Here is a 26,187-nt window from a genome sequence, read left to right as displayed (position 1 = left end):
TCTACCGGACTTTCTTGGAAATAGATATTCAACACATCTGTTTCGGGATTGTAACTAATGTTCATTGTTCTACCCCAGAAAGTTTGCGTGATATTTTCCTCGGGTTTGGGAACCCGAACTACCGATCGCAATCGCTCTAGGTTTAGCCCTCTCTTCCCTGCGATCGCCCAATGCTGCCAACGGTTTGGCCTGACTTTCCTCCATTTTATCCCCCAGGGTTGCCAAAAGCGATCGCTCAGAAGGAACGCCTCGGAGAAAGTTGCAGTTAGGGCGATCGCCCCTGCAAAACTGCGATCGCCCTAACTGTAACCCATGCAAACTCAACCCAAACATCGGCACAAATTCTGCAATTTGCCCTGTCGTCTTCTGTTGCTAAGGGTCACGCGGCATCAGATTTAACCCAGCAAAATAGCGCTACCATCCGCCCAGGAAAGGCTATAAACTAATCAAAAAAAAATGCATGATTAAATCTTACCCTGCTTTTTAAGCTCAGACAAGGCATTTTCAGCCGCTTGCTTTTCAGCCTCTTTCTTGCCACAAGCTTTGCCTTTTCCATAGGGTTCATCATTGACCGACACTATAGATTGATATTCCGGTGCATGATCGGGACCTCCGATCCGTTTTGTGGTGTATTTGGGCAATATTGAGCCAAAAGTTGTTTGGACATACTCTTGCAGCCTATTTTTGGAATCAATGTTAGAGCGAAGTTCAACAATTGTGGGAGATACCGAAACAAATAACTCCTCGATAATGGGACGAAGTACCTCCATCTTGCGATCGCAGTCTAAATAATAGGCTCCAACCACCGCTTCAAAGGTACTACTCAATAAATTAGGACTTTGATAACCCCCATTCCGAATCATCCCTTGACCCAGACGCATCCGAAAGGTTAACCCCACTTCAGTGGCAAATTTGGCAAGTTGCTTTTCATCCACTAAAGCCGATCGCCGTCGAGTCATTTCATCTTCTGCCATTTCCGGATGCCGACAGTACAGGTATTCGCCACTAATAAAGGTCAGGATAGCATCCCCTAAAAACTCTAGGCGTTCATTATGCAATTCGCCCGAATTTTCATTAGCATAAGAACGATGAGTCAATGCCTGTAGCAAGAGCTTTTCATTGGTGAATTTCAATAACTTATGGTCCATTTGTCTGAGTCTCTAAATTATTTTTACGGGCCAATATTATAGCATTTTTATGCCTGTGAAAAAAGAAAAAGGCGAATTAATTTTCGCCTTTTACAAATTGATTACATAACTTTTAGCTATGAATTAATGAAGCTATTAAATTTCAAATTATGAGCTTCCAAATTCTCGCTCAATGTAATCTAAAAAGTAAACTTTATCGACTATTTTTTGTAGCCTCACACTGGTATTTTTCTCGGAACGACTTATCAACATTACTTGGATGCCTCGCACTTTTAGCTTTCGGACCAAGGGAATAAAATCCCCGTCTCCTGAAACCAAAACTACTGTAGATGTATCGGGGTCAGGGAGAATATATTGCTCGCAGTCAGCGTTGATTTTCTTGTCTGCATCATTTTTATGAAATCGAGACTCTTGAACCCAACGACATTCAATACCAAATTTGTCCAGAATAATAGCCGATTTTTTCAGTTCTCTGAACCCAGCGTATGCCTTTACATAGGACGGGTTTCCAAATTCTGTAGCAAATTGCAATAAAGCTCCAACTTGCTGTTCGGACTGAAAGGGTACATTCTGAGTATCACAAAAAATCGCTACTTTACCAAGAGACACTTGACTAGACATTTTTTACCTCAGTTGTTACTTGAGGCAGCTTTATGAGATATATCTGTACAGTAAAACTACAGATACATTCTGGAACTGTTAGCTCTATTCGGTCGGTTGTCGTCTTAATATCACAGGACCCTTGTACGTTGAATCATTATAAAGTTATTACATTGCTCTCGTATCAAACTTAGCCAGACACTCAGCGTGAAGAGATGAACAGGAGTTGAAATGAATGCCTTTAAATCAGGTATTCATCACTTCGTATCTCTTACCTGAAAGGCTGGCTAAATTTGATACCAGACCAAGGTAATAACTTGATGATGAGTCAATGTACAGGGGTGCTGCTCATAAGACGAGAACCCAAGCGTAGTGCTTGCGTTGTTCTCTGAGCTGCTTAACATTCATTGATACCACAGCCTTGGGGTTTTTGTCAAGGAATTTTGCAAAATTTCTTGATCCGCCCCTCATCACTTGCTAGAGTCCCGAGGGCCTATACCCATTTTCCCATACCTAGCCTCCCTGGGCGGGCTACTCTGCACCGAAGCGGCTGGGACCTCTACGTTCATGGAGCCAGACCCTTCCGGGTCTCAGTCAACATCACCGGCATCGGTAGGGCCCGAAATAATATTAATATCCTAACTCAAGAACGACTAACTGGAAAAATTTTGAGAAGGGCGATCTTCTAATGCAATCCGCCGCTGAATTGCCTCCTCAGAAATGCGGATGGTTTCTTCAGTTAAAGGTGCCGGATACCAGGTGGCCTCCGAATCAGAACTGCGACGATTCACTAAAGCATCTAATGCTTCTAAATCATCTCGATGAGCTAAGAGGTAGGCTTTTAATTCCTCGCGGGACATTAGGTCAAATTTCGGGTTCATAAATAAACCTCCATTCTCCACTGTTGGTAACAATCACTTCTAAATTATTCCCGACCAAAATGTACACATATCCCTTTTGCGGGTTATATCGAAATAAATGGATATCCCTAAATCCATTCGATAACATTTGGCAAACTCTCAGACAGGCTTGGGCTTGCTCGTTTGTTGGGTTAATCGCAGTTTCCTCCATTATGACATAAAGGCTAGGATAGCAGAGCTGGGGATATGGGGACACCGCAATATCTGCCAGAGGAACTGGGCGATCGCCTTTTCCAGGAAGAAGATTCCTGCCTTGTAGAGAGTACCTGGACTCCATGCTGAATCAGTGAATTGCGATCGCCTCCCCGCTTCACCCCTCCAACAGCCAACTACTCCAAACCCTTCCTAATTTACAGCCTCCAACTAGACACCAGGATAAAAATGATTTAAACTAGGGATTAGCCTAAAAAATACCATGAGTAAATCCTTGAATAAGGAGCCATTCCAATGAGCCAGCCCTTCGCAAAACAATTAGGTTTTGATGAAGTTTTGGAGGTAGTAGAAACTTTATCCACCTCAGACCAAGAAGTGTTAATTGACCTGGTTAAAAAACGTCTAGCGCAAAAACGCCGAGAGGAAATTGCGGCCAATATTGTGGAGGCCACAGCGGAATACAAAGCGGGCAAGGCTCGACGGCTAACCGTTGACGAATTCATGACAGAGTTAGAAGAGTTATGAATTTAATTTTCGCCTCATCTTCGATAAATACCTAGGTAAATTCGCTTCCTGAGTCTATTAGATAAAATGGGCGCGCCTAGTCTAAATACTTCCGCACAATTTCTACGATTTTTTCTGACGCATGACCATCGCCAAAGGGATTGACGGCAGTTGCCATTTTTTGATAGGAATCCTTGTCTTTTAACAAGGCACTGGCGGCTGTAAAAATCTCCAGGGAGTCGGTGCCGACTAATTTGGCTGTTCCGGCGTCGATCGCCTCGGGACGTTCTGTGGTTTCTCTTAACACCAAAACAGGTTTCCCTAATGCCGGTGCTTCTTCTTGCAATCCGCCGGAATCCGTTAGTAACAAATAGCATCGTTGCATCGCCCCGACTAATTCCGCATAGTCTAATGGTTCGGTTAAAAACACTCGGGGATGATTGCCTAACATGGCTTGTAATGGTTCCCGCACGGTGGGATTTTTATGCAGGGGTAACAGCAAGGCAGTATCGGGAAATTCATCCAAGGTTTTGAGAAATCCTTGGGCAATTCCGGTTAGGAGTTCTCCCCAATTTTCGCGGCGGTGAACTGTGGCGAGGAGCACGCGATATTGTTGCCAATCTAATCCGGGGATGGGACAGTCAGGATGGCGCGAGGCAACGGAGAGTAAGGCATCGATGACAGTGTTTCCGGTGAGGTGAATCTCTCCGGTGACGCCCGATCGCTCTAAATTTTCTACCGCTTTTGTGGTGGGGGCAAAATGCAGTTGCGCCAGTTGGGAAATTAACCGGCGATTGGCTTCTTCGGGATAGGGATTGAATAGCTCATCGGTCCTTAAACCGGCTTCAACGTGACCGATCGCAATTTTTTGATAAAACGCAGCTAAAGCGCCAGCAAAGGCGGTGGTAGTATCCCCTTGGACGATCAACAAATTCGGGGTCGTCTCTTGCAAAAACCCTTCAAGTCCCTGTAAACTCCCACAGGTGATATCCGTAAGGGTTTGCTGATGTTTCATAATACCCAGGTCGCAGTCGGCTTGCAAGTCGAACAGATGCATAACTTGCTCGACCATCTCCCGATGTTGGCCGGTTAAAATAACTTGGGTCGTGAAATCGGGCGATCGCCGGAATGCCTGGATCACCGGGGCCAGTTTAATCGCTTCAGGACGGGTTCCCAGGGCAATCAAAATTTTCAGGGGAGCGTTTAGCATGGGGCGCTTTATCAGCAGGTGAACAACAGGCGGAACCCACCCATTCTGTTAAAAGATGTCAAGTTTTGGGAAAACTCTGACAAAGATAGGGGTGAGTTAGATCTATCTTATTAGAATACATCCACGATAGATAGACCTGCGCGATCGCCTGGATTCCCCATTCCCTAGACTGACCCAACTGCGCAATTTTTAATCCCTGTTCGTTAAAGAGAGAGAGTCATGACCCAATCTCAGCGTCCACCTATTCCACCACCGCCCCCACCGCCACCGGGTCGGCCCCCAGCAGCCCGCGCCCCTGGAAGTCCTCCGATGCCACCACCGCCCCCGCCACCAGGTCGGCCTCCAGGTCCCCCGGCGGGTGCAGCCCCTGCCGCCCAACCGGCAACTCCGGCGGCCCCCGCAGCCCCCAAAGGTCCTGGCCCGAGTCCTGGACATCCGACCTTGCGGGACCTCGTGGTGCAAGCCAATGAAGAAGGGATTTCCGATATTCATCTGGGCGTGAATGAACTGCCGCGCTTCCGCAAGCGGGGGGATATTACCGAAGCGGGCTATCCCGTTACGGATCTGAATACGTTTATGAGCTGGTTGCGGGAGTGCATGAGCACCGAAGAAATCCAGCAGTTTCAGGAAAACCTAGACTTTGACGGGGCGTTTGATTTTGGCTTTGTGCGGGTCCGGATCAGTGCGTTTGACTCTTTGGCGGGTCCAGCAATGGTGTTGCGACTGATTGCGGCCAAAATCTTGACAATGGAGCAATTGGGTTTACCCGAAGTATTTAAAAAAGTCTGCCATTATCACAAGGGTTTGGTGTTGGTGACGGGACCGACGGGTTCGGGTAAGTCTACCACAATGGCGGCGATGATTGACTACATGAATAAGAATTTCGCCTATCACATGATCACCATTGAGGATCCGGTGGAATTCGTTCATGAAAGTAAGAAATCCCTGATTAAACACCGGGAAGTGGGTCGGCACACCCTGAAGTTTTTCAATGCGCTCAAAGGAGCATTGCGGCAAGACCCGGATATGATGTTGGTGGGAGAAATTCGGGACAAGGAGACGGTCGGGATTGCCATTAAAGCGGCCTCGACGGGTCACTTAGTTATGGGAACTTTGCACACGAATAGTGCTGTTAAAACCCTAACTCGGATTCTGGATATGTTCTCAGCCGAAGAACAAATTTCAATTCGGGTTTCGCTCTCAGAAATTTTGGTTTCGATTATTGCTCAGTTGTTGTGTAAAACAACCGATGGAAAACGAGCGGCGTTCCATGATATTATGATTAATACGGACGTCATCAAGGAATATATCCTCAAAGAACAGTATGAAGAGATTCAACAAATCATGCTGAAAGATACTTATGAGGGGATGACAACGATGAACCGATCGCTCTATGAGTTGTATCAAGAAGGGCGAATTACGGAAGAGATTGCCTTAGAACAGTCGCCAACTCCGAACGAAATGGCTCAAATGCTCCGAGGTCGCATTTAAAGGTTCAGATACTCAGGTTTTGATGTGATGCGAACAGTTATGAATGTTAAGGGGTCCAAACTGGGCGATTGCTTACCCTTCATAACTGGGGTTTCCCACGGTGGGTTTCGTCCTGTACGGTTTCTCAATCGCCTATAGCAACCCTCAATGAGTGGTGTCATGGAGCCAAAGTTAAAAGCCTTGTAGCCTGTCAAACCTAAGCCATCGATTTGCTTAATGCTTTTTCCTGCCGTGGGAGCATCACATCTGGCTCACTTGGTTTGTTACAGTAGGACAAGCATCTTGCTCCCTTGGTTTGTTACACAAGATTTAGGACTGCTATATTCCCCCTCTAATATCCAATCGATCGCGATTTGTTGAAAAACCCATCCTCTTCTCTTCCTCCCTTATTTAAAGGGATTGCTCTGTTTACTCCTGGTGGAGATCTAATTTACTGTATTGACCCGAGCAAAAAAAATCGGTGGCATCTGAATTTATGTGCGGTCCTCCAAGAATGGCTGGGGCTAATTGAACCCCCCCATTTCCTAGTTCCTTGTTATACCGCAACGGTGGACCGCTGGCTTGATCCCTATACTGGACAAGTCCAAACCTCCGCGATCGCCTCGGCTTCAGTCCTGCGCTATCAAGCCTTGCTGAATGCTATCTTTGAAATGGAAGACGTGACTTGGGCGATCGCGCCTTGGTCCGAAGAGTTATGTCATCCAATGGTGTTAGCCACCTATCGTCAGCAGTTTCCCCAACTTTGGGAAAATCATGAGCTGATTGTCCGCTTGGAATCAACCGCAGACGAGGGCAGCGTTCACCCCCCGAATTTATCCCCGAAGTTGAGGTTTACTTTGTCCGAACAAACCCCGACTCAAGGATATGTGCTCCGGTTATTTGTTTCGGGTCATACAGGAGCAACGGAGAGAACCCTTAAGACCTTGCACCAGCTTTTGGAAGAGTCTTTAGGCTATCCCTATACCTTGAAAGTGATTGATGTTTCTAAACATCCAGAACAGGCAGAACAGGCTCATGTTTCCGCTACACCTACCCTGGTCAAAATGTGGCCCTTGCCCGTGCGCCGCATTGTCGGAAATTTAGAAGATCAAGATAAAATTCTGAATCTACTGGGCTGTCTGAAATCTTAAGTTGATCCGATAAAAATTAGGGATGAGTGAGGGAAATTTTAACCTCGCTTCATCCCGGGTGAGTGATTAAAAAGGGCGCACCCTGTGCGCCCCCTTGTTTTGCTAAGGGTTGGGTGAGGGGTTGGGGGTGAGGGGTTCGAGGGTCTCGAATAATAAGGCGATCGCCGGTTCAAGCTTAGAAGCAGCCACATCCGTTGCGGAAATGAGCAACACATAGACACTGCGATCGCGCTGACGGACCAAAATTGTCCCCTGCATCGGCGTCTTATTATTGAAAATCCCGGTCCAAGGGACGAGCACCTCTCCCGAGGCGATCGGTCTAAACTCATCGGGGCTAAATCCTTCCCCGCGCTTAAATTCCTCAATGGCAATTTCTGCCAACTCCTCATTACTCAAAGTTCGGGCTGTCGCCAGGGGTTGAACAATCACCGTATAGGCTAAATTTCCATCAGGAGATTCGATTAACGGAATCCCCGCTGAAGACCCGATTTTATAGGGTTGCAAAGGTCCTCTTTCCGCCGTTTCCTCTTCTTCATTGTCCGCTGGTAAATATTCTGCCAGCAGTCCCACCGTAAACCGTCCCCCGGGGTCTTTATAGGGTTCTTCACTCAACTGGACCGGACTCGCCTCTCGTTCTTCCTCAGAGAGACTCGGGGCCGCAGTCGGAGTGGGGGCCGATTGGCGAGAGGGGGAAGCGGGGGAAGATTGTCGAGAGGGGGGGGTTTGAGCGCTTCTTTGAGCAACTTGAATCCCCTTCAAAGGAGCCTCTGCTGCGCGAGCATTCAACTGTAAATTCGAGAGACCCACTTGGGACTGTAGGGGAATGGCCCGATCGTCGGCCATCATCAGGGTTAGGGCCGTTAACAGCCCCAAACCGAGCAGCCAAAGCCGCTTTCGTTTCATGTTGAGCATCCTCGTTTTGATATGAGAGTGATTATCCAGGAAATAGGCGATCGCCCAGGGTATCGATACCCGATGGGTTAGAAACTGGGTTTTTGCAAAACAATAGGAGTTAATCAATCCCCCCGCAAGAGCGAGCCAACCCAGTTTCTTATCCCCGTGACGATACCCACCTTCTAGCGGCCTAAAACAGCAGCGTTACCGATATCAAATAACCCCGCCATACATCCGGTCATTAATGTAGCTAAAGTACCTGCCCAAAGCGCTTTAAAGCCCAAGGAGGCGACTTCATTGCGACGTTCAGGGATCAACCCGGATAACCCTCCTATAAAAATGCCGTAGGAGGCAAAATGGGTAAACCCACAAAGCACATAGCTGACGATTAACAGGGCGCGATCGCTGATTTCCCCAGTCTGGGAAAACACCCCGAGGGCTTGATAGGGGGGAATATTGGTTTCAAACAGCCTGCGGCCAATCAACAGAGAACAAGTCCACAATTCCTGCCAATCGAGGGAGACCCCGGTTAAAAAGGTCAGGGGTAAAAATAACATTCCCAGGAGATTGGCGAGAGGATTAGCAAAGAACTCGGTCACCAAAGAAGTGTCACCCGCTGGAGAGGCTCCCAGTACGAGAGTGGAGATTCCACTAAAAACCGCATTAATTAGGGCAACCATTCCCAGAATGGCAATAATTGCAGCAGCAATTCCCACGGCCATTTTCACCCCATCCAAGGCCCCGCCAATTAAACTATCCATTGGGTTGGCACGTTTAGAGGAGTCACCGGTTTTGTCGTCAGGAATGTGACCGAGGGTTTTCGGTTCGCCGGTTTCGGGGATTAACAGTTTAGAAATCACGAAACAAGCGGGAATGGTCATAATCGAAGCGGAGACCAAGTGACCGGCAATGGAGGGAAAAGTTGGGCGCAATAAACCGGCATACAGGGCCAAGACTGAAGAAGCGATCGAGCCAAAGCAACTGGTTAAAACCGCGCAAAGTTCGCTTCGGGTCATATCTAACAAAAAGGGTTTGATGGCGATCGCCGATTCAATCCCTACAAAAATATTAGCGGCCCCTGCCACCGCTTCAGCCCCACTGATTCTCATGGTTTTTTGGAAAATGACCGCAAACCACTTCACCACCGGCTGAATAATATTCAGACGATACATGAGACTGACCAAACCCGAAAAGAAAATAACTTGCGGCAAGGCGCGAAAGGCCAGAATATAAGCAAAACCGGGATTGAGGTTATCTGGACTGAGGCGATCGCCCGCCACCGCAACGAAGGGATTGCCTACAGTTCGAGCAATCCAGCGACCCGCTGGCCCTGGACCTGCGGCAAAATTGGGGTCTGCTACCAACATCGAAGCCGGTCCTCCAAAGAGGAATTGCGCCCCAGCTTCCGAGGCATCCAAGACCACATTGAGCAAGTCACTCAGTCCTTCAACGAGATTGCTCCCCAAGCCAAACACAATTAATCCCACAACCATTTGTAGGCCAATTCCCCAAAAGATAACCTTCCAAGGAATAATGCGACGATCTTCGGAACCCAGCCATGCAATAAAGCATAGCCCCACGATTCCGAGTAATGAGAGTAAATTTAATATCGGGTTCATTTTCGATTGACGTCTCCCGCACGGTAAACGGTGTGGTGATCCACTGTAAGCCAACTGGACTGGTTGAATGCTCCCCCATTCCAACCGTTTGGAATCAGAGGAGGTGGGTGCGTTTTGTCCACTTCTCTTGAGGGGTAGCCAACTGGGTTTGAACCTTTAAGAAAAAAGTTGACTCAAACCTATAACTGTTGACTCTTTATATCAAATGCGAAAGTGAATTTCAATTTAGACGTCCCGGGCCAAATTCTAACGTTATCTGGGCAGTCCTGTCTAGTTCTGCCCTCAAAAAATTTTTTTAATTCTCTGGGTGTCGGGATAAAAAATAAAATCCCCTTTTGGGGAGGTTATTTCGGGGTTTTATTGACTGGGCTTCAGACCGCCTGTCCCTTTTTTTGAAGCAATCTGAGCCTTGTGCTATAGTAGTTAATCTTTAGCTGAATTCTCAGGAATACACAACCCCGGGGCACATAATCCAGTCAACTCTAGGGTGGTGACAGTTAAAGTATCTAAAGTGACCCGTCGGATGCGATGGTTATTGGTATCAGCAATATAAAGGATACCTGCATTAATACTTAAACCCCCGGGTTCAAAAAACCGGGTAGCGGTATTTTTCCCGTCTAATAATCCTGGGGTTCCATCTCCTAGAACCGTTTTGCACGCTCCCGTTTGAGGATTGACCGTTTTAATTTTATGGTTGTAGGTATCTGCCACCCACAGCACTCCCTCACCATAATCAATCCCGAGACAATGTTGAAATAGGGCCTCTTCTGCCGTCCCATCGCGATCGCCAAATCCAAACAAATCCCCACTGCCGCAGAGGGTGCGGACCCGGGGTTCATCCCCTAACCCAATTCCCCGAATCGAACTAATTTCACTATCGGCCACGAACAGTTCCTCATCATCGGTGGTCATGCCGCTAGGTTGCGCAAATGCTGCCTCGTCGAGTTCTCCATCCATGCCAGCTTCTGCACCGATGCCACTGTAGGTCCCCACTGTACTATCCATCAAATCCAGCGCCCAAATTTGGTGGGACCCGGCCATTGCAATGAATAACACTTCCCCACCAATCAGTTCTAAATCCCAAGGGGAATTTAAGGGCGTCTCTAACCCATGACCTCCTTGAGGACCCAAGGTGCGATTTTGTTCACCCGTTCCGGCGAGGGTTTGCACCTGTTCCGTGGTGAAATCGATTTGCCGAATGGCATGGTTTTCGGTATCCGCTACATAGAGACACTGACTCTGAGCATTCCAAGTCATGCCTTGAGGTCCAAAAAATTGGACTTCAGAAAAAGCCCCATCGGTGAATCCTGGGGTGCCATTGCCGATGATGGATTGTACGATGCCATCGAGGGTGGTGACAATGATGCGATGATGTCCCGAGTCGGCAATAAATAGGCGACTGCTGGCGGCATCCGCGAGGACTTTTCCAGGAAAGGCTAAGGGGGTCAGTAAAGGATTTTTCTGTTTTTCTAGGACCGGGTTGAGATGGGGAATTGAGACTGAGCCTTGAGCTTGCTGCTGGGCGATTAATTGAGCGATCGCCTGATCTAATTCCCCCCGTTTCCCTTCTCCTGAAACCATTCGCACTACATATCCAAGAGGGTCAATTAAAATTAAAGTCGGCCATGCACGCACCGCATAGTGTTGCCAAATTTCAAACTCCTGATCCACAATCACTGGGTGTTCAATATCGTACCGGAGAATCGCTTGTCGAATATTTTCTGTTTCCTTTTCGTTCTCGAATTTAGCGGAATGAACACCGATTACAGTGAGATGTTCAGGATATTTTTGCTCTAAGTATTTTAAATCCGGTAAAATATGCAGGCAGTTAATACAGCAATAGGTCCAAAAGTCTAGTAAAACAATTCGGCCTCTTAATTGGCGGAGGGATAAGGGGCGATCGCAATTTAACCAAGGTTGATGGGAAGGAAATTCTGGCGCTCTCACCCGAGGAAGATTCATAAGATTCACTTTAAGAAATTTACTAAATTATTTTAGTAGGCGTTGGGGCAAAAAATATCGCAGAAACCAGGTTTCTGCGATATTTTTTCGGGGGGTAAGAAACCCGGTTTCTTTGATCCATTTAGGCAATGAAACAACAATTGTTGCAGAAATGAGGGTACGGGGTAAGATGTCACAACGATCGCGATCGCACAATTGAGGAGAGGATACTCGCGCTCACATTTAATCCAACTCCTCAGCCAGCGCCTCTGCTTCGGCTTTTCGTGCGGCTTTCAGAGCTTCTTCCGCCTCCGAGAGAATGGCACTCGCTTCCGCATCCCGCTTGGCTAACTTGAGTGCTGTACCCACATGATTCAGCGCTTCCCCTCGATAACCATCACCACGGATGGAGTAGGCCAATGCCGTGGCCTCAGATAACTGTCCACAACGAGCCTGCGCTGCCACAATTTCACAGAGGGCCTTTTCCTGCCAACCCCCATAGCGCATGGAGCGCGCGGTTTCTATGGCCTCAGAAAAACGTCCCCGTTGTGTGAGTGCCGGTGCCAGGTACTTGAAACTATTCTCTCGCTGCACCTCATCGCCAAGAGAATAGGCGATCGTTTTTGCTTCAGTCAAAACGGCATCGGCTTCCTTGGGTCGGTTTACTTGCTCCAGCGTTGTCACCACATCAAGTAGAGAATAAACCTGCAAAAAGTTCAAAGAACGAGCCACAGAGGCGGCTTCGGCGAATATAGCGCTGGCTTCATCGAGGCGATCGCCACTCTCCAATGCTACGGCCAACTCTAAAAACGCACTGACTCGCTGACTACCTTTGGTAATCGAACGAATCACATTTGCTGCTTCCTCAAAGTGTCCTGCTTGAGTCAAGGCCGTTGCCAAAGTCCGCAGCGCCTTGATGGACGCTTGTTCCCCTTTCAAAGAAGCAGCAATAGAGCCAGCTTCACTAAACTGTCCTGTTTGCGCCAACGCTGCCACTAGCTCACTCAGAACATTTTCTTGACTAGAAGCAGGCCAAAGGGACTGAACAATGTGGGGGACTTCGGCAAACAGAGCCTGTGCTTCATCATGACGGTTGGCTCGGTGAAATGCTGCGCCTAACTCGCACAACGCAATGGCTCGACTGGACATTTTACGAATAGCGCGAGTCGCTGCAGTTGCCTCGACAAAAACTGCACTCGCTTCACTGTGACGATTGGCGATCGCCAACTCTACAGCGCGATCGCTCAATTCTTTGGCTCGTTTAGTCTCTACAAAGTGCATACAAGAGGCCACCTCCATGACCGATTGAGAATGCTGAAATGTCTATTTAATCTTAATTATCAAGATGAAACATCCAGACTTAAGCTAAACCTAATACCAAATCTCTAGCCAATATTTAGACCTCTTGTCAAATTCCGGATTGATCCCCCTCCCGTCCCCCTTAAAAAGGGGGAGGCCAGAGGAATCAATGCTGACTTGTTGGGGGAAGCCAAAGAAATCAATGTTTATTAGACCTCTTGCAAAATTCTTTAAAGCCCCCCTTAATAAGAGGGGTTGGGGGGATCAATCCTTAAAGCCCCCCTTAATAAGGGGCTTGGGGGGATCAATCCTTTTTTTTGCAAGAGGTCTATTTAACGGGGGAATCCAGAGGAATGAATGTCTATTGATCGGGGGACTTAAGACAATTCTGCAAGAAGTCTATTAATGCAATTGGTATTAAGCAATGGAAGAACAAGGGTCGCAGAAACCAGGTTTCTGGGTTTGGGGTAGGGGGATGAAATTTTACCGAGTCGTTGCGTACCAATCAACAATTCCATCAGCAAGGGTTTTGGCTAATTTTTTTTGTTCCTGTTCATCTACAATCCACTCAAACTCAACAGGATTAATCATAAACCCGAGTTCTAGTAAAATAGATGGAGCAATCGTGGGACGAGTTAAGGCTAAATTATTCCAAAACACGCCATAGGAGGGGCGGTCTAATTTCTGCACTAAATAGTTATGCAAAAACACCGATAAATCATGCGCTTGGGGATGATACCAAAACATCCCAATTCCAGCGGTATTGATGGCATCACCGAAGTCAGGTAAGGCATTATAATGGACGCTGAGGGCGAGGTGGGGTTCGTTTTCTTCGATTTGTTCCACGCGATCGTGCGGCCATAAATCTTCATCTCCTTCTCGGGTCATTAACACTGTAGCGCCGCGCTGTTGTAGCTCCTCTCGCAGGAGTTTGGAGACAATTAAGGTAACATCTTTTTCGGGATACCCGTTGGGTCCGCGAGCACCAAGGTCCTCGCTGCTGCCATGTCCTGCGTCTAGGAGAATTCTCATCCCTGCTAAGGGTTGATTGCGACTGCCGGTGACGGTGGGGGGATGACGCAGGGAGAGAATGAGGGTTGTGCCTTCATAGCGCAATTTATATCCCCATTGATGTGAGGGTTTGAAGTGAAATGTATATTCTACCCGATCGCTGCCCAAGGGTTGCCAGTCCATGCGTTCTACTAGGCGATCGTCATTGAAAGCGATGGTATCGGTTTGAGCGGTAGTATTATGCAATGTGAGAACGAGGTTGCGATCGCCCTGGGTAACGGTAACGGGTACAGCGGTTTGTAGGGGAAATCGCACTTCGGTCCAGCCGGGAATCTGTTGCGATCGCACACCGCGAATCGCCGATCGCGGAGGAATCCCGGCTGATAAAATTTGGGCTTCCTCGGCTTTAATCCAAGCCCCGTAATCTAACCGAATCCATTCGCCCTCTCGTCCCGTTACGGTGGCGCGAGTCCCCTTGGGTAACGGTGTGAGACGGGAATGGTTGGTACTGGGTCCGGTGCGGGCTGTCGCGGCCTCGGCAGTCACCTCAGCCACTGTAATTTGACTGGGGGAAACAATCTCAATCTTACCCGCTGCCATTTGGGTTGTTGTTTGTCCATTCAGGGACAATTGATAACGCGGTTGACCCCAATTGGCTGGATTTTGCGGTGCAGTAGTACAGCCTTCAAAATTACCCGCTTCCCGAGAAACATTCGGCTCGGTAGTTCCGGTTAAAACTGCTAAATTAGAAGGTAAAGACACCGATTCTCGATTGAGCATCAACGGAATCGTGCGATCGCCAACTTGCACAGAAACGGTTGCATTCGGTGGCGCAATTGCTCCAAAACAAATCAACTCTCCGGGCATTCTAGCAATATCAACCGTCGGCGTTAGAGAACTCTCCACAAAGGCCATCCCTTCAGGAACCGGAGGCAAGCTAGACTCTCGGGTAACCTTGATTTGGAGTTGTTGGTTTTGATGGGTTAAGGTAAAAACATTTTCCCCTAATTCTAACGGAAAACTTGGCGCAAAATGTCCAGCAGGACTGCGGTCAATTCGTTCACCATTGACTAAAACTTCCCCATTCGGTGCAGAGGTTCCAATTAAGAAAATGCGGTCCGAGGTCGTTTTGTGTTCTGGGGGTGGATAAGCAACAAAAAGCTGTTGTTCGGCAGCGGCAGGAGTGGTGACCATAATAGATGCAAGGGCCGTGGACAGAAAAATGTTTCGCATGGGTTTAAGTCGAATCTAACTCGAAATTCTTCCAGAATTCCAAAGGAAATTGACCGGATAAATTTAGTCAATTTCCCTTGTAATCCTTTACAAAGAAGGTAAGGTATCCGGGCGTGCAGGCCGGGTATCTAGGGGACGGGCGACAATAATGCCAATTTGACCGTCCACCGCTTGGACATAGGATTGTAAATCCGGAGAAACGGTGACTTGTCCACTGGGAGAAGCATGAATAAATCCCATTTTCCCATCTTTCGATTGATAAACCAATCCCGTATGGGTGACATCGAGTCCTTCGATATCCGTAGCGGTGGCGATGATGTCGCCCGGTTGCAGGCGATCGTAAACGGTAGAAATTTGGTCTTGGGGAATATAGGTGAGAGATACGTCCTTGAGCTTGGCTTCCACTTGCCGAATGCAGTTGTAATTCTCATCATCGGCGAGTTGGGGATAACTTTGACGATTTTCCGTCATAAAGTTTAAGGTTTGATTCAGCGGAATTCCGCCGAGGGATTGGGTGATATTTTCAACGAGGCCGCGTTTGCTATTATCATAAATCCAGTCTGAGAAATAGTGGAGACGACTACAGTAGTCGGTGAGTTTGCCATCACGATAGCGTTGTTCTTCAACGCGCTTTTCTAATCCCTGGTAGGTGTAATCCTGCACCGCAATTCCTCGGGCGATCGCCAGGACAGTTTCTATAAATAATACACAGTCAAAGCCAGCGAGGGAAATCACCAGGGTTTCATCGGAGGATTGATCTAATAAACCAGCAACGTAAGGAGTGCCGATAAATTGTTCCGCTACCACGGAGATAATCTCACTTAGAGGGCGACGGCTCAAATTTTTGGAACGGGCCCCTTGCATGATTTGTTCAAACTTCAGGTCCTCGGATACAGAATCAACCGGGTCCTGGAGTTGACCCTCAATCGGGTCATCCGCATTGGGATCAATCAGGGGTAATTCCCGAGGTTCCTGAGTCTCCTGGGCGATCGGGACCTCAGCAACCTGGGGAATAAAAGTCAACAGGGTTTTAGGCGTTGTACCCCCAGTTACAGTCCCCCCAAGGGTCCCAAATGTGGGAAACACCGTCAGAGATCCAATAATGACCAGGGGTAAGAGTTTCGGTCGATTGCTAGACTTTTCCATGTACTGTTCTATTTGCTCATACCCATCAATAATGTTCACGATGGGGACACTCCATAGAAGGACTCACTCCAACAGGATTCTCTCCCTCAACTTGTCCCCATCATTCCCCTGCACCCTAGCACCGAAAGTCCTGGGTTTGAACCTCGATTGTGCCAGGGTAACATCTGCCCTGAATTGTTCAAGTTTAATAGACACAACAGCAAAATACCGGATTGATCCCCCCGCCCCCAATTCAAGGGGGACTGTTTAGAATGTTGCCAGAAGTCTGAATCATGGGGTTTAAATCCTCACGGTAGAATCAGTTGGGCATGATCCGTCCGACGGTTTCCGATCCAAGGATGTCCGATGACCTGAACAGAAAAAGGGGCATTCTCTGCTTAAGCGTTAGGATTCAAGGTTCTAGGACTCAGATCAAGGGTACTCCTGCCGTAAAATGTGGCACAATGAACCCAGGATATAGGCGCGTAAATCAGAGCGTTGGGTAAATTTTATGACTAAGTTTGTGTTTGTAACGGGTGGGGTGGTTTCCAGTATCGGAAAAGGGATCGTCGCCGCGAGTCTGGGACGTTTGCTTAAGTCCCGGGATTATTCCGTCTCCATTTTGAAACTGGACCCTTATATTAATGTTGACCCGGGTACCATGAGTCCCTTTCAGCATGGTGAAGTTTTTGTTACCGAAGATGGCGCTGAAACCGATTTAGACTTAGGACATTATGAACGCTTCACCGATACGTCCATGTCTTGTCTCAATAGCGTGACTCAAGGTTCGATTTATCAGGCAGTCCTGAATAAAGAACGGCGCGGGGATTATCAGGGGGGAACGGTTCAGGTGATTCCCCATATTACGAATGAAATCAAAGAACGTATCAAACGGGTGGCTAAAAATACCAATCCGGATGTAGTGATTACGGAAATTGGCGGGACTGTGGGGGATATTGAATCCCAACCCTTTTTGGAAGCGATTCGGCAGTTTCGCAAGGAAGTCGGGCGCAATAATGTTTTGTACATTCATGTCACCCTTGTGCCTTGGATTAGTGCTGCTGGAGAGATGAAGACGAAACCCACCCAGCACTCGGTAAAGGAACTTAGAGCGATCGGGATCCAACCGGATATTTTAGTCTGTCGATGCGATCGCCCTCTGCCTGCGGGACTCAAGGAAAAAATGTCAGAGTTCTGTGACGTTCCGGTGCAATGCGTGATTACCTCGCCCGATGCCAGCAGTATTTATGAAGTTCCCCTGATTTTAGAGCGGGAAGGACTGGCTGAACAAGCCTTAGATTTACTGCGACTCGATCGCCGTCAACCGGACCTCAAACAATGGCAAATTCTGGTAGAACGGTTGTATGGAAAGGGTAAACCCATTGATATTGCGATCGTTGGGAAATATGTCCGGCTGAGTGATGCGTATCTCTCGGTGATTGAAGCGATTAAACACGCGGCGATCGCCTTTGGGGCTGAAGTGAACCTGCGGTGGATCAATTCCGAAGATATCGAAGCTTATGGACCTGAAAAATTTCTCAAAGATGTCCAAGGGGTCTTGGTTCCCGGGGGGTTTGGTATTCGCGGCGTGGATGGCAAAATTGCGGCGATTCAATATGCCCGAGAACAGCAGATTCCCTTCCTGGGGTTATGTTTAGGAATGCAGTGCGCGGCGATCGAATGGGCGCGTCACGTTGCTAAATTAGCCGATGCCAACAGCGCAGAATTCGACCCGGATACCAATAATCCCATTATCAACCTCCTCCCTGAACAACAAGACGTAGTTGATTTGGGTGGAACTATGCGGTTGGGATTATATCCCTGTCGATTAATTCCGGATACCCTCGCTGCCTCGGTTTATCAACAAGAGGTCATTTACGAACGCCATCGCCATCGCTATGAGTTCAATAATGCTTATCGCAACCTGTTTATTGAAACGGGATATGTGGTGAGTGGAACTTCCCCCGATGGACGACTGGTAGAAATTATCGAACTGCCTTCTCATCCCTTTTTCATTGCTACCCAATTCCATCCTGAGTTTCAATCTCGACCCAGTAACCCCCATCCCTTGTTTAAAGGCTTTATCCAAGCGGCATTAGGGTCCCTATCTGATGATGATGCCGAATCCTCGGTTTCATCGGAGATTTCGACTGCCATCACTCCTGGGCGATCGTAACGGGTAACTGGGCTGTAAAGGGGATTGAATTGCCGAGTGAGGAGGTTTTGTGGCGTATTGGGTCAAATTCATTTATGACAGAGAGACATACGTCGTCGATTTAGCGCGGATCGGGGCTTTTTGTCGATCGCCAAACGGAAAGATTGCCTTTTGGTTGCCTCAAAGTCGCACTCCTGTTGTTATTCATCCTCAGAGTAATACCGAGGCTTATCAAACTGTGGTCAATTTCATCAACAAAACCGTACAATACTCTCTCGGCTCTCATTGGGTTAAAATTCATTACGAGCGCGAAGAATACGATATCGATTTGAATCGAATTAGTTCGTTTTGTTGCGCTCCCGGTAATGGAAAAATTTCATTTTTCTTACCGGATAGTGGGATGAGAATTATCATCCATCCTCAAAGTAATCCGGATGATTATCAGAAGGTAGTAGACTACATTGAACAAACCACAGGTCATGATTTAAACGGATAGAAAGGCTGTTCCCCGTGACGAAACCTTTGCCAAGTAGATGATTCAGCTTTCGTCACGAGAGCAATCCTCAAAGCCTAAAGTTTTAAAGGTTATCCTCTAGGGTTTGCCATGCTAATTTAGCTGCCCCTACCATACCGGCTTTGTTGCCTAATTCAGCGACTAAAACTTGCAAATTGGGACGACAAACCGGCAGGACGCGACGTTCAATTTCTGCGATCGCCGCTGGAATAAAAAATTCCGCACTCGCACTAATTCCGCCGCCAATAATAATCGCCTCTGGGGTCAGCACATAAATTAAACTGGCTAATCCCGCCCCCAGGTGATGTCCATACCCTTCCCAAAACTCCAACGCCTGCCGGTTGCCCGATCGCGCCGCATGACCAATTTCTTCTGGAGTCGTCCGAGTCGCCCGTTGAATCGCTTGCACTGAAGCATACTGCTCTAACGAGCCTTTATTGCCACTATTACAGTCAGGACCATACAAATTAATCGTAATTAATCCTAACTCCCCGGCGGCCCCGGTATGGCCGGTAAACAACTTACCATCCAGGATAATAGCACCGCCAACCCCGGTCCCTAGGGTGAGCAAAATCAGATTGCGAAACTGACGCCCGGACCCTAACCACGCTTCTCCCAATCCAGCGCAATTGGCATCATTGGCGAGAATCACAGGTTTCCCGGTTTTTTGGGATAACCATGAACCCAGAGGGACATCCTGCCATCCATCCAAATTAATGGCAACTTTGGCAATTTGACCCGTAGCATCCACCGGACCCGGTGTCCCCACCCCGACTGCCCGACATTGATTCTCTGGGTCCACTTGAGCGATCGCCTCCAGAAGCACTTGTAAAACTGCCTCGGGGGTCGCCGGTTTTGGGGTGTCTACAGACCAAGATTCATTACAGGTCCCATCCGCTTCAAATCGTCCTAATTTAATCGCCGTCCCACCTAAATCAATCCCGATGACGAAGGGATTATTGTCATTGGTCATTTGTTCTGTATCCTTGGTCATTTATTCTGGTTCGCCGAAAAATCGGGCTATTCCTTCCGCATTTTTGGATTCACAAATTCGTTTAATCCTTCTCCCAAGAGGGACAATCCCACCACCATTAAGGTCATGGTACAACCGGGGAAAAAGGCAGTCCACCAAATGCCTGTTGGTAAGGCATCAAGGGCTTGACGGAGGTCATTTCCCCATTCGGGCACTTGTTCAGGTAGTCCTAATCCCAGGAAGCCTAATCCGCCCAGGATCAAGATGGCATCAGCGGCATTGAGGGTAAAGAGGACGGGGACGCTTTGAATCACGTTTAAAAACAGGTAGCGGGAGAGGACGCGCCAGGTTGAGGCCCCCATTGCTTGGGCGGCTTCGATAAACAGTTCGGTTTTAACGCTGACGGTGTGATTGCGGACGACGCGATAATACTGGGGAACATAGGCAATACTCAGGGCGATCGCCGCATTAAAGATGCCTCTGCCAACAACAAAAGCTAAGGTAATTGACAGCAACAATCCCGGCAAGGTGTAGATTGTGTCCATTAAGAATAAGAGGGTCCGGTCTAATTTACCCCCTAAATAGCCACTGACTAATCCCAGGGGAACCCCGATCGCCATACTCAAAGCGGTGGCTAAAATCACGACTTGCCAAGCGACGCGAGACCCCATCAAGGTCCGACTGAACACATCATATCCAAGGCGATTGGTGCCAAACCAATGGTCCCAGGAGGGGGCATCATGCATGGGATGGCTGAGAAATTCTGTGGGGTCTGTTAGCCATCCCCAGGAGATCAACAGGGGAGAGAATAGGGCAATTAAGACGAACATCAAGGTAATCCCTAATCCCACTCCCATCATTTTCATGGATAAGTTGGGACCGTGGGACGATTGCATGAATCGAGGCAGTCGAAGTTTCTGGGTTGTCATGAATGAGAGTGGATGGGTAACGGAAGGGGGACTGTAAGGGGTTGTATTTTTTACGCTTAACCGTATGTATCTCCGGTCCCCTGCCCTTGGCAAGGGGAGGGTTAGGGTGGGGTCTCCGGTGAGTTGGCTTACGCCACCTCACGCACTTCCCTACGGGATAGCGCCGCTTACCGCGCCTGTATGGAGGCTGGAGAAACCTCTTTCTTCGTGACGTGGCGATCGCCACGTTAGAAGAACCCCACCCTAACCCTCCCCTTGCCAAGGGCAGGGGACCGGAAGTAGGGGGGCGTTAAAACTCAAACCGCTGGCGATCGCTGGACCAACGTTGCAAGTTGTACCCATTGCTCCCTTCTACCACTAAGACGGGGAGTCCGCCAGTGGGTAGATCGGCAATGCCGGTAATTGCTTGGCTGTCTGCGGTGGAGAGTTCACTGTAAATCAGCGCCCCTTGGTCATCAAAAATTAAAGTACGGGTCCGGTAGGCGGCATGGGAAAATCCGGGGGAGGGCACTAAAGCATCACTGCGCAGGGTAATCACAGCATCGGGCCAGTTATTTCCGGTGAGGTCCGTGGATTGGACGAACCATCCGCCCAGTTGGGTCAGCATTTGTGCCGTGGAGGGAACGACACCCTGGGGGACCTGTCCAGTAGTTTGCAACTCCTGCCACAAGGAAGGCAGTAGCATCTCGACCCATTCCGGATCATCCTGGTGCAATTGTTTGAGGGTTTGGGGTGCAGGCGATCGCCATTGTAAAGCAGCCGCTGTCAAACTCAAGGGTTTAGACACCCCTGACCCAATTTCTGGGGTGGGAATCGCATCGCTGGTGGTCAGCAGGAGTAAGTTTCCCCCGACTAACCGCAATCCCTTGACGGTCCCTACGGTGGTTTTTTGCTCGCCATTCGGCATCCAAACGCCGATTTGAATCTGAGGGTCGTTGTGTAATCCCAACTCTTTCCACAGATGATTTCCCAGGGCGGATTTGGGGAGATTAATATCTTTGAACGGGGCTTGTCGCCAGCGACGGGAGTCGTTAAACCCACTGACTTGCACTTGATACCACACTTGTCCCGATTGCAGTTCTAAGGGTGGGCTGGCTTGGGGGAGAATCCAGTCCTGGGGATTGACTTGGGACAGCATGGAGGCAGTCCCGATGATTTGACTTTTATGGGTTTTGAGTTTTGCGGCGTAGGTACTGGCATTGGCGCGGGCATCGAGCAAATTATAAATGCGATCGCGCAGTTGGGCCGTATTTTGGGCTTGTTCTTCAAACCAGGCAACGGCTTCGCTGTCATTGTAGCGGGCGGCTAAGACCAATGCCCCCCAGGCTTTAGCGTCAGCTTGGCCGGGGTTGACTTGAACGGCGGTTTCGATGCGATTCCACAAGATAACTTTCTCATCGGTGAGCAAGCTTGCCATTTCATCCCCCATTTTAAGCTGTAACTCATATACCTCAAGGGCTTTTTTCCAGTTGCCATCCATCAAGGCGGTGAGGATTTGCTGGGGGGGTTCCATCCCGGTGGCGTTGGCTTGGTGTTGGGTGATTTGGGCATGATATCGGATTACATCCAGTTGGGCTTGGGCGGCTTGGGGCCAGCTTGAACCGGAACTGTCTTGTTTGAGGGAAGCCATTAATTCCCAGGCGGCAGACCATAAGCCACTTCTGGCTAGGAGGAGGGCGTCTCGGTAGGCGCGAGACGAGAGGACAGGTTCAATCAGGGAGATTTCCTCTAGGCGGATGGGGTTGAGGAAAAATTGGACAGGTTTGATTTGATAGATTTGGAACTGGGGTTCCATGCCGATGGTGCGATCGATGACCAGTTCGGGTTCCTCATCTGCGCTGATGTCCTCCCAGGAGGGGAAATGACCTTCGGGACTGACCCATTCGGTCATTTCGCTGAGGTGAAAGGTTTCGGGGTTGTAGTGAATGATTTTCCCATAAGCGATTTTGCGCTTGCCAACGGTGCGATCGCTATGTAAATTAAACCAATTTCCCAGTTCTGGCGACTTTTCAAAGGCGTCTAATCGGGTCAGGGGTTGGGGACCCACGCTGAAGGTGGCGGCTTCACTGTCGGTTAAGGTGGGAACGATCGCCGAGGGGTCGGGTCCGCTGACTTCCAGCTTGTTGAGGAGTTGATAGTAAGGCTGGGGGTCACTGGGATTGTCGGGATTAAAGACGGGGCGATACACCCGGAGTTCGGCCACCGCTTGACAAGGGGCGGCATTGGCTTCTGGAGTCCCAGGACAGGGGATTTCCATCATCACCGGCATCAGCAGTTGTTGTTGGGTTTTGGAAGGGGTCAGACTTAAGGTCTGGGGTGGGGGATCCAGGGAGAGGGTGGCTGCGGGAATCAGTCCAGCTTCTCGAATTTGATCGGTGATTGCTTGGAGGGTTTGAGGCGCTTCTTTGTTGGCGATCGGGACTTGGGAGGCGGCAGGTAACCAGGATTGCACCCAGTTGATGGAGGCCGGATCAACAATGAGGCGAATGCTCAACCAGGCCCCGCAGAAGAATAAGGTTGTACTGCCGGTGATAGCGGCGATCGCACTCAATCCATTCCCGGGTTTGGGTTCCGGGGGGCGATCGCGCTTCTGCGATCGAGAGACTTGGGGCGGTTGCTGAGGCGGCGACACCCGATCGCTGCCATTGGGTCGCGTTCGCGATTTCCCAGCAGGCGCTACAGGCACTGGTTTGCGCGTTGGCCGGTTCGCGGTGGCCGGACTCAAAGGTGCTCGCTTGCGAATAGGGTTGTTCATCCGAGATCTCAAAGGTAAGGGGGATAGGTTTCTAGGACGCTGGATAGACCCAATCTGAATTGAAGGTGTTGCTATCCTATCAGGATTTGCTGGCGGATAACTCGCTCAATAAGCTGGAGTAGCGACTTCCGGCCACGTCCCAGGTATAGTCCCGTTCTACGAGTCGTCGGGCATTTATCGATAATTGGTCTCGCAGACGTCGATCTTCAAATAAACGACCAATTTCCGCCACATATTCGGTGACTTCGTTGGCCCGTAATGCGCGTAAGGGGACATTGGGTCCCTCTACGGTTAATCCTTCTAATCCGCGATCGCTGGCAACCACTGGGGTTCCTGCGGCCATTGCCTCTAGGGTTTTATTTTTAATCCCATATCCCGTTCGCATTGGAATCACGCAGACAGTCGCTTGGTGCAAATATTCGGCAACGGAAGGGACTTGACCTGTGACGGTTACTCCGGGCTGATTTGCGAGTTCTTGGACTTCGGGTACAGGTCGGGACCCCACGAGGGCCAGGGTGGCATCAGGATACCGGAGGCGGACTAAGGGAAAGACCTCTAAGGCTAAAAATCTGACCGCATCAATATTAGCTAATATATCCATTGCCCCCACAAAGACGAGGCGATGTCCCCCGGGATCGATCTCGCGAACCGGAAACATTTCTAAATCCACGCCATTGGGGATAACAGAAATGTTGGCATCGGGAGTTAATTCTTGGATTTGCTGTTGGTCATCTTCGGTGGTGACAACAACCCCAGAGAATTTAGAACAATAGCGTTGTTCATACTTTTGCAAAAGAGGCAATTGCAGGCGATCGCGCAAGGTATTTTCTGAGGTATTGGTTTCCAGCAACTGCCGACAGGTCCCGTAAACGGAACTATGGATATCTACCACACTGGCGATCGCCTCGGACCACTCCGGACGGACATAAATCTCGTTTACACTATGCTCGCAGGTAATGGCAAATTCTGAATTCTGACCTTTAGCCATCACCGATTCGACGTAATGATCGACCCAATGCTGCATTTTGGCCGAATACCGGGACAGGACGTTCGGGGGGGTTCCTTGGCCCAGAAATTTAGCAAAGCGCTTCACTTTTCCTAACTTTCCCTGTCCTCCAGTTGAACCGGGAGAGGGAAAAATCGCCACATCTTGCACCCACTCGCGCAACCGTTCCACCTCGGCATCGGTGACATCGGGCGATCGCTGGGTCACTAAGATGACATGATGGTGCTGACTTAAATATTTCATTAAGTTAAAGGTCCTCACATGGGTTCCCCCGAGTGTGGGTGGATAGGGAAAGGTGCAAGATATCATTAAAATTTTCATACCATCATGAACCCTTAATCCGGTAAACTACTATAATAATCAAACGATAACATGGGTTATTCTCAATCTTCCTTTGCTTGGGTTTATTCTGAAATTCGGCTCTCCATGCAGCTAAGGTAAGGGTATCGGCATTAAACCGATTGGTTGATTATAGCGAGTCTCAATCCTTCCGGTTAGTAAACTTTCCAAATGACCCTTAATATTCTCCCTAAAAAGACTGTTCCCGAATTATCCCACTGATTGAGCCTCGTTATCCTAGTCCGGAGGTACTTCATGGGGAAGACAGTCCAGTTTGTTGACAAACCCTGTAGAAATCCTCCCTAACTATCTATAAATCTAGGATCGCACCCCAGTTTTTTCTCCCTTTTATGGAATACTACTGTACACCTCCATTTACCCAGGCAACCTTCTCTACAAGCTGGAAAATTTTGCCCTCAATTAAGCAGTAAATCCTCCATCAATCACTAATTCTGCTCCGGTTACAAATTGCGATTCATCCGAGGCTAAATACACAATGGCTAAAGCAATTTCCTCGGGCTTTGCAAACCGTTTTAAGGGGGTATCAGCGGCTAATTTTTCCCATAATTCGGCTTCTCCTCCCGCTTGTTCTTTAAAGCTTTCCCACCCTTCCATACTCGACCAAAGGGGTGTCATGACGCCCCCGGGTAGCACGGTATTTACCCGAATCCGGGGTTCAGTTTGCGCCGCTTCTAAGGCGGCACATTTGGAAAATAACCGGACTCCGGCCTTACTGGTAGAATAGGCTGACGCACCGGGGGTCGCTTTCAGTCCCGAGGCGGATGAAACGTTGATAATACTGCCCCCCTTGCCCTGCTTCATGGCGATTATCCCATATTTTGTCCCCAAAAAGATGCCATCTAAATTGACAGACATCACTTGCCGCCATCGGGCTAAGTTCATGTCAGTAATAGATTGGGCAACAGATATCCCAGCATTATTTACTAAAACATCTAATTGACCCCATTCTGTTAGAATTAAATCTAAGCCCTGTTGCCACTGATTTTCATCGGTAACATCCAGTTTAAATGACAGGGTTGAATATCCTTTTTCCCTCATTTCTGTTGCGGTTTCGGCTGCTTTTTCTCCCTCAATATCGGTGACAGCAACCCTTGCACCTTCTTGTCCCAAGGCGATCGCTGTTGCCCGTCCAATTCCCGAACCCCCGCCCGTAACCCAAGCCACTTTGTCCGCCACTCTACCGCTATTTCCACGATTTGTCATCTCTCCTTCCTCCT

General features: G+C 48.8%; 22 protein-coding genes. 5 read left to right on the top strand and 17 right to left on the bottom strand.

Annotated elements, in window-relative coordinates; all coding sequences use genetic code 11:
• Positions 1–69 precede the first annotated feature (69 nt).
• From NG796_RS00810 to NG796_RS26535, 5 genes are all read right to left on the bottom strand, one after another.
• Entirely contained in the window at positions 70–333 is a 264-nt protein-coding gene (locus NG796_RS00810) for a hypothetical protein (protein ID WP_261204013.1), read from the bottom strand.
• A 131-nt stretch (positions 334–464) separates the two neighbouring features.
• Positions 465–1,148, bottom strand: coding sequence for a ribonuclease III (gene rnc, locus NG796_RS00805; RefSeq protein ID WP_261204012.1), 684 nt, complete (start codon positions 1,146–1,148; stop codon positions 465–467).
• A 147-nt stretch (positions 1,149–1,295) separates the two neighbouring features.
• On the bottom strand, positions 1,296–1,769 hold the full coding sequence (locus NG796_RS00800) for an NYN domain-containing protein (protein WP_261204011.1): 474 nt from the start codon (positions 1,767–1,769) through the stop codon (positions 1,296–1,298).
• 632 nt (positions 1,770–2,401) lie between these two features.
• A complete protein-coding gene (locus NG796_RS00795; RefSeq protein ID WP_261204010.1) occupies positions 2,402–2,629 on the bottom strand; it encodes a DUF6887 family protein in 228 nt (75 codons plus the stop codon).
• Positions 2,613–2,819, bottom strand: a complete 207-nt coding sequence (locus NG796_RS26535; protein WP_411268781.1) for a DUF6888 family protein — start codon at positions 2,817–2,819, stop codon at positions 2,613–2,615. The genes NG796_RS00795 and NG796_RS26535 overlap by 17 nt, the downstream gene beginning before the upstream one ends.
• Positions 2,820–3,115: 296 nt before the next feature.
• On the opposite strand from NG796_RS26535, the gene NG796_RS00790 reads away from it, so the two are divergent.
• A complete protein-coding gene (locus NG796_RS00790; RefSeq protein WP_261204009.1) occupies positions 3,116–3,346 on the top strand; it encodes a hypothetical protein in 231 nt (76 codons plus the stop codon).
• A gap of 76 nt (positions 3,347–3,422) precedes the next feature.
• Here NG796_RS00790 and wecB read toward each other — a convergent pair whose 3' ends face one another.
• Positions 3,423–4,535 carry a non-hydrolyzing UDP-N-acetylglucosamine 2-epimerase gene (gene wecB / locus NG796_RS00785; RefSeq protein WP_261204008.1) on the bottom strand — a complete coding sequence of 371 codons (1,113 nt, stop codon included), beginning with the start codon at positions 4,533–4,535 and terminating at the stop codon, positions 3,423–3,425.
• A gap of 219 nt (positions 4,536–4,754) precedes the next feature.
• Between wecB and NG796_RS00780 the strand changes: the two genes are divergently transcribed.
• Both NG796_RS00780 and NG796_RS00775 read left to right on the top strand, forming a co-directional pair.
• Entirely contained in the window at positions 4,755–6,026 is a 1,272-nt protein-coding gene (locus tag NG796_RS00780; RefSeq protein ID WP_261204007.1) for a type IV pilus twitching motility protein PilT, read from the top strand.
• Positions 6,027–6,382: 356 nt separating this feature from the next.
• Complete coding sequence (locus NG796_RS00775) at positions 6,383–7,156, top strand: circadian clock KaiB family protein (protein ID WP_261204006.1); 774 nt, start codon at positions 6,383–6,385, stop codon at positions 7,154–7,156.
• 102 nt (positions 7,157–7,258) lie between these two features.
• On the opposite strand, the gene NG796_RS00770 is transcribed toward NG796_RS00775, so the two are convergent.
• From NG796_RS00770 to NG796_RS00745, 6 genes are all read right to left on the bottom strand, one after another.
• Positions 7,259–8,059, bottom strand: a complete 801-nt coding sequence (locus NG796_RS00770; RefSeq protein WP_261204005.1) for a hypothetical protein — start codon at positions 8,057–8,059, stop codon at positions 7,259–7,261.
• Positions 8,060–8,232: 173 nt separating this feature from the next.
• Positions 8,233–9,669 carry a NupC/NupG family nucleoside CNT transporter gene (locus NG796_RS00765; RefSeq protein ID WP_261204004.1) on the bottom strand — a complete coding sequence of 479 codons (1,437 nt, stop codon included), beginning with the start codon at positions 9,667–9,669 and terminating at the stop codon, positions 8,233–8,235.
• Positions 9,670–10,092: 423 nt separating this feature from the next.
• Complete coding sequence (locus NG796_RS00760; protein ID WP_261204003.1) at positions 10,093–11,631, bottom strand: thioredoxin-like domain-containing protein; 1,539 nt, start codon at positions 11,629–11,631, stop codon at positions 10,093–10,095.
• A gap of 222 nt (positions 11,632–11,853) precedes the next feature.
• A complete protein-coding gene (locus NG796_RS00755; protein WP_261204002.1) occupies positions 11,854–12,891 on the bottom strand; it encodes a hypothetical protein in 1,038 nt (345 codons plus the stop codon).
• Positions 12,892–13,392: 501 nt separating this feature from the next.
• A complete protein-coding gene (locus NG796_RS00750) occupies positions 13,393–15,153 on the bottom strand; it encodes an N-acetylmuramoyl-L-alanine amidase (protein WP_261204001.1) in 1,761 nt (586 codons plus the stop codon).
• An 87-nt stretch (positions 15,154–15,240) separates the two neighbouring features.
• A complete protein-coding gene (locus NG796_RS00745) occupies positions 15,241–16,338 on the bottom strand; it encodes a DUF1460 domain-containing protein (RefSeq protein WP_261204000.1) in 1,098 nt (365 codons plus the stop codon).
• 451 nt (positions 16,339–16,789) lie between these two features.
• On the opposite strand from NG796_RS00745, the gene NG796_RS00740 reads away from it, so the two are divergent.
• Complete coding sequence (locus tag NG796_RS00740) at positions 16,790–18,454, top strand: CTP synthase (protein ID WP_261203999.1); 1,665 nt, start codon at positions 16,790–16,792, stop codon at positions 18,452–18,454.
• A gap of 49 nt (positions 18,455–18,503) precedes the next feature.
• Entirely contained in the window at positions 18,504–18,929 is a 426-nt protein-coding gene (locus tag NG796_RS00735; protein WP_261203998.1) for a hypothetical protein, read from the top strand.
• A gap of 82 nt (positions 18,930–19,011) precedes the next feature.
• On the opposite strand, the gene NG796_RS00730 is transcribed toward NG796_RS00735, so the two are convergent.
• From NG796_RS00730 to NG796_RS00710, 5 genes are all read right to left on the bottom strand, one after another.
• Complete coding sequence (locus NG796_RS00730) at positions 19,012–19,920, bottom strand: ROK family protein (RefSeq protein ID WP_261204150.1); 909 nt, start codon at positions 19,918–19,920, stop codon at positions 19,012–19,014.
• Positions 19,921–19,967: 47 nt separating this feature from the next.
• Positions 19,968–20,849, bottom strand: a complete 882-nt coding sequence (locus NG796_RS00725; protein ID WP_261203997.1) for an ABC transporter permease — start codon at positions 20,847–20,849, stop codon at positions 19,968–19,970.
• A gap of 289 nt (positions 20,850–21,138) precedes the next feature.
• Complete coding sequence (locus NG796_RS00720) at positions 21,139–23,604, bottom strand: hypothetical protein (protein ID WP_261203996.1); 2,466 nt, start codon at positions 23,602–23,604, stop codon at positions 21,139–21,141.
• A gap of 79 nt (positions 23,605–23,683) precedes the next feature.
• Complete coding sequence (locus NG796_RS00715) at positions 23,684–24,931, bottom strand: glycosyltransferase family 4 protein (protein ID WP_261203995.1); 1,248 nt, start codon at positions 24,929–24,931, stop codon at positions 23,684–23,686.
• A 438-nt stretch (positions 24,932–25,369) separates the two neighbouring features.
• Entirely contained in the window at positions 25,370–26,173 is an 804-nt protein-coding gene (locus tag NG796_RS00710; protein ID WP_261203994.1) for an SDR family NAD(P)-dependent oxidoreductase, read from the bottom strand.
• Positions 26,174–26,187 lie beyond the last annotated feature (14 nt).

The organism is Laspinema sp. D2d (assembly GCF_025370755.1).
In the GTDB taxonomy this organism is placed as follows: Bacteria; Cyanobacteriota; Cyanobacteriia; order Cyanobacteriales; family Laspinemataceae; genus Laspinema.
The sequence above is the reverse complement of the archived record's forward strand: the minus strand, read 5'-3'. Positions and strand labels throughout refer to the sequence as shown.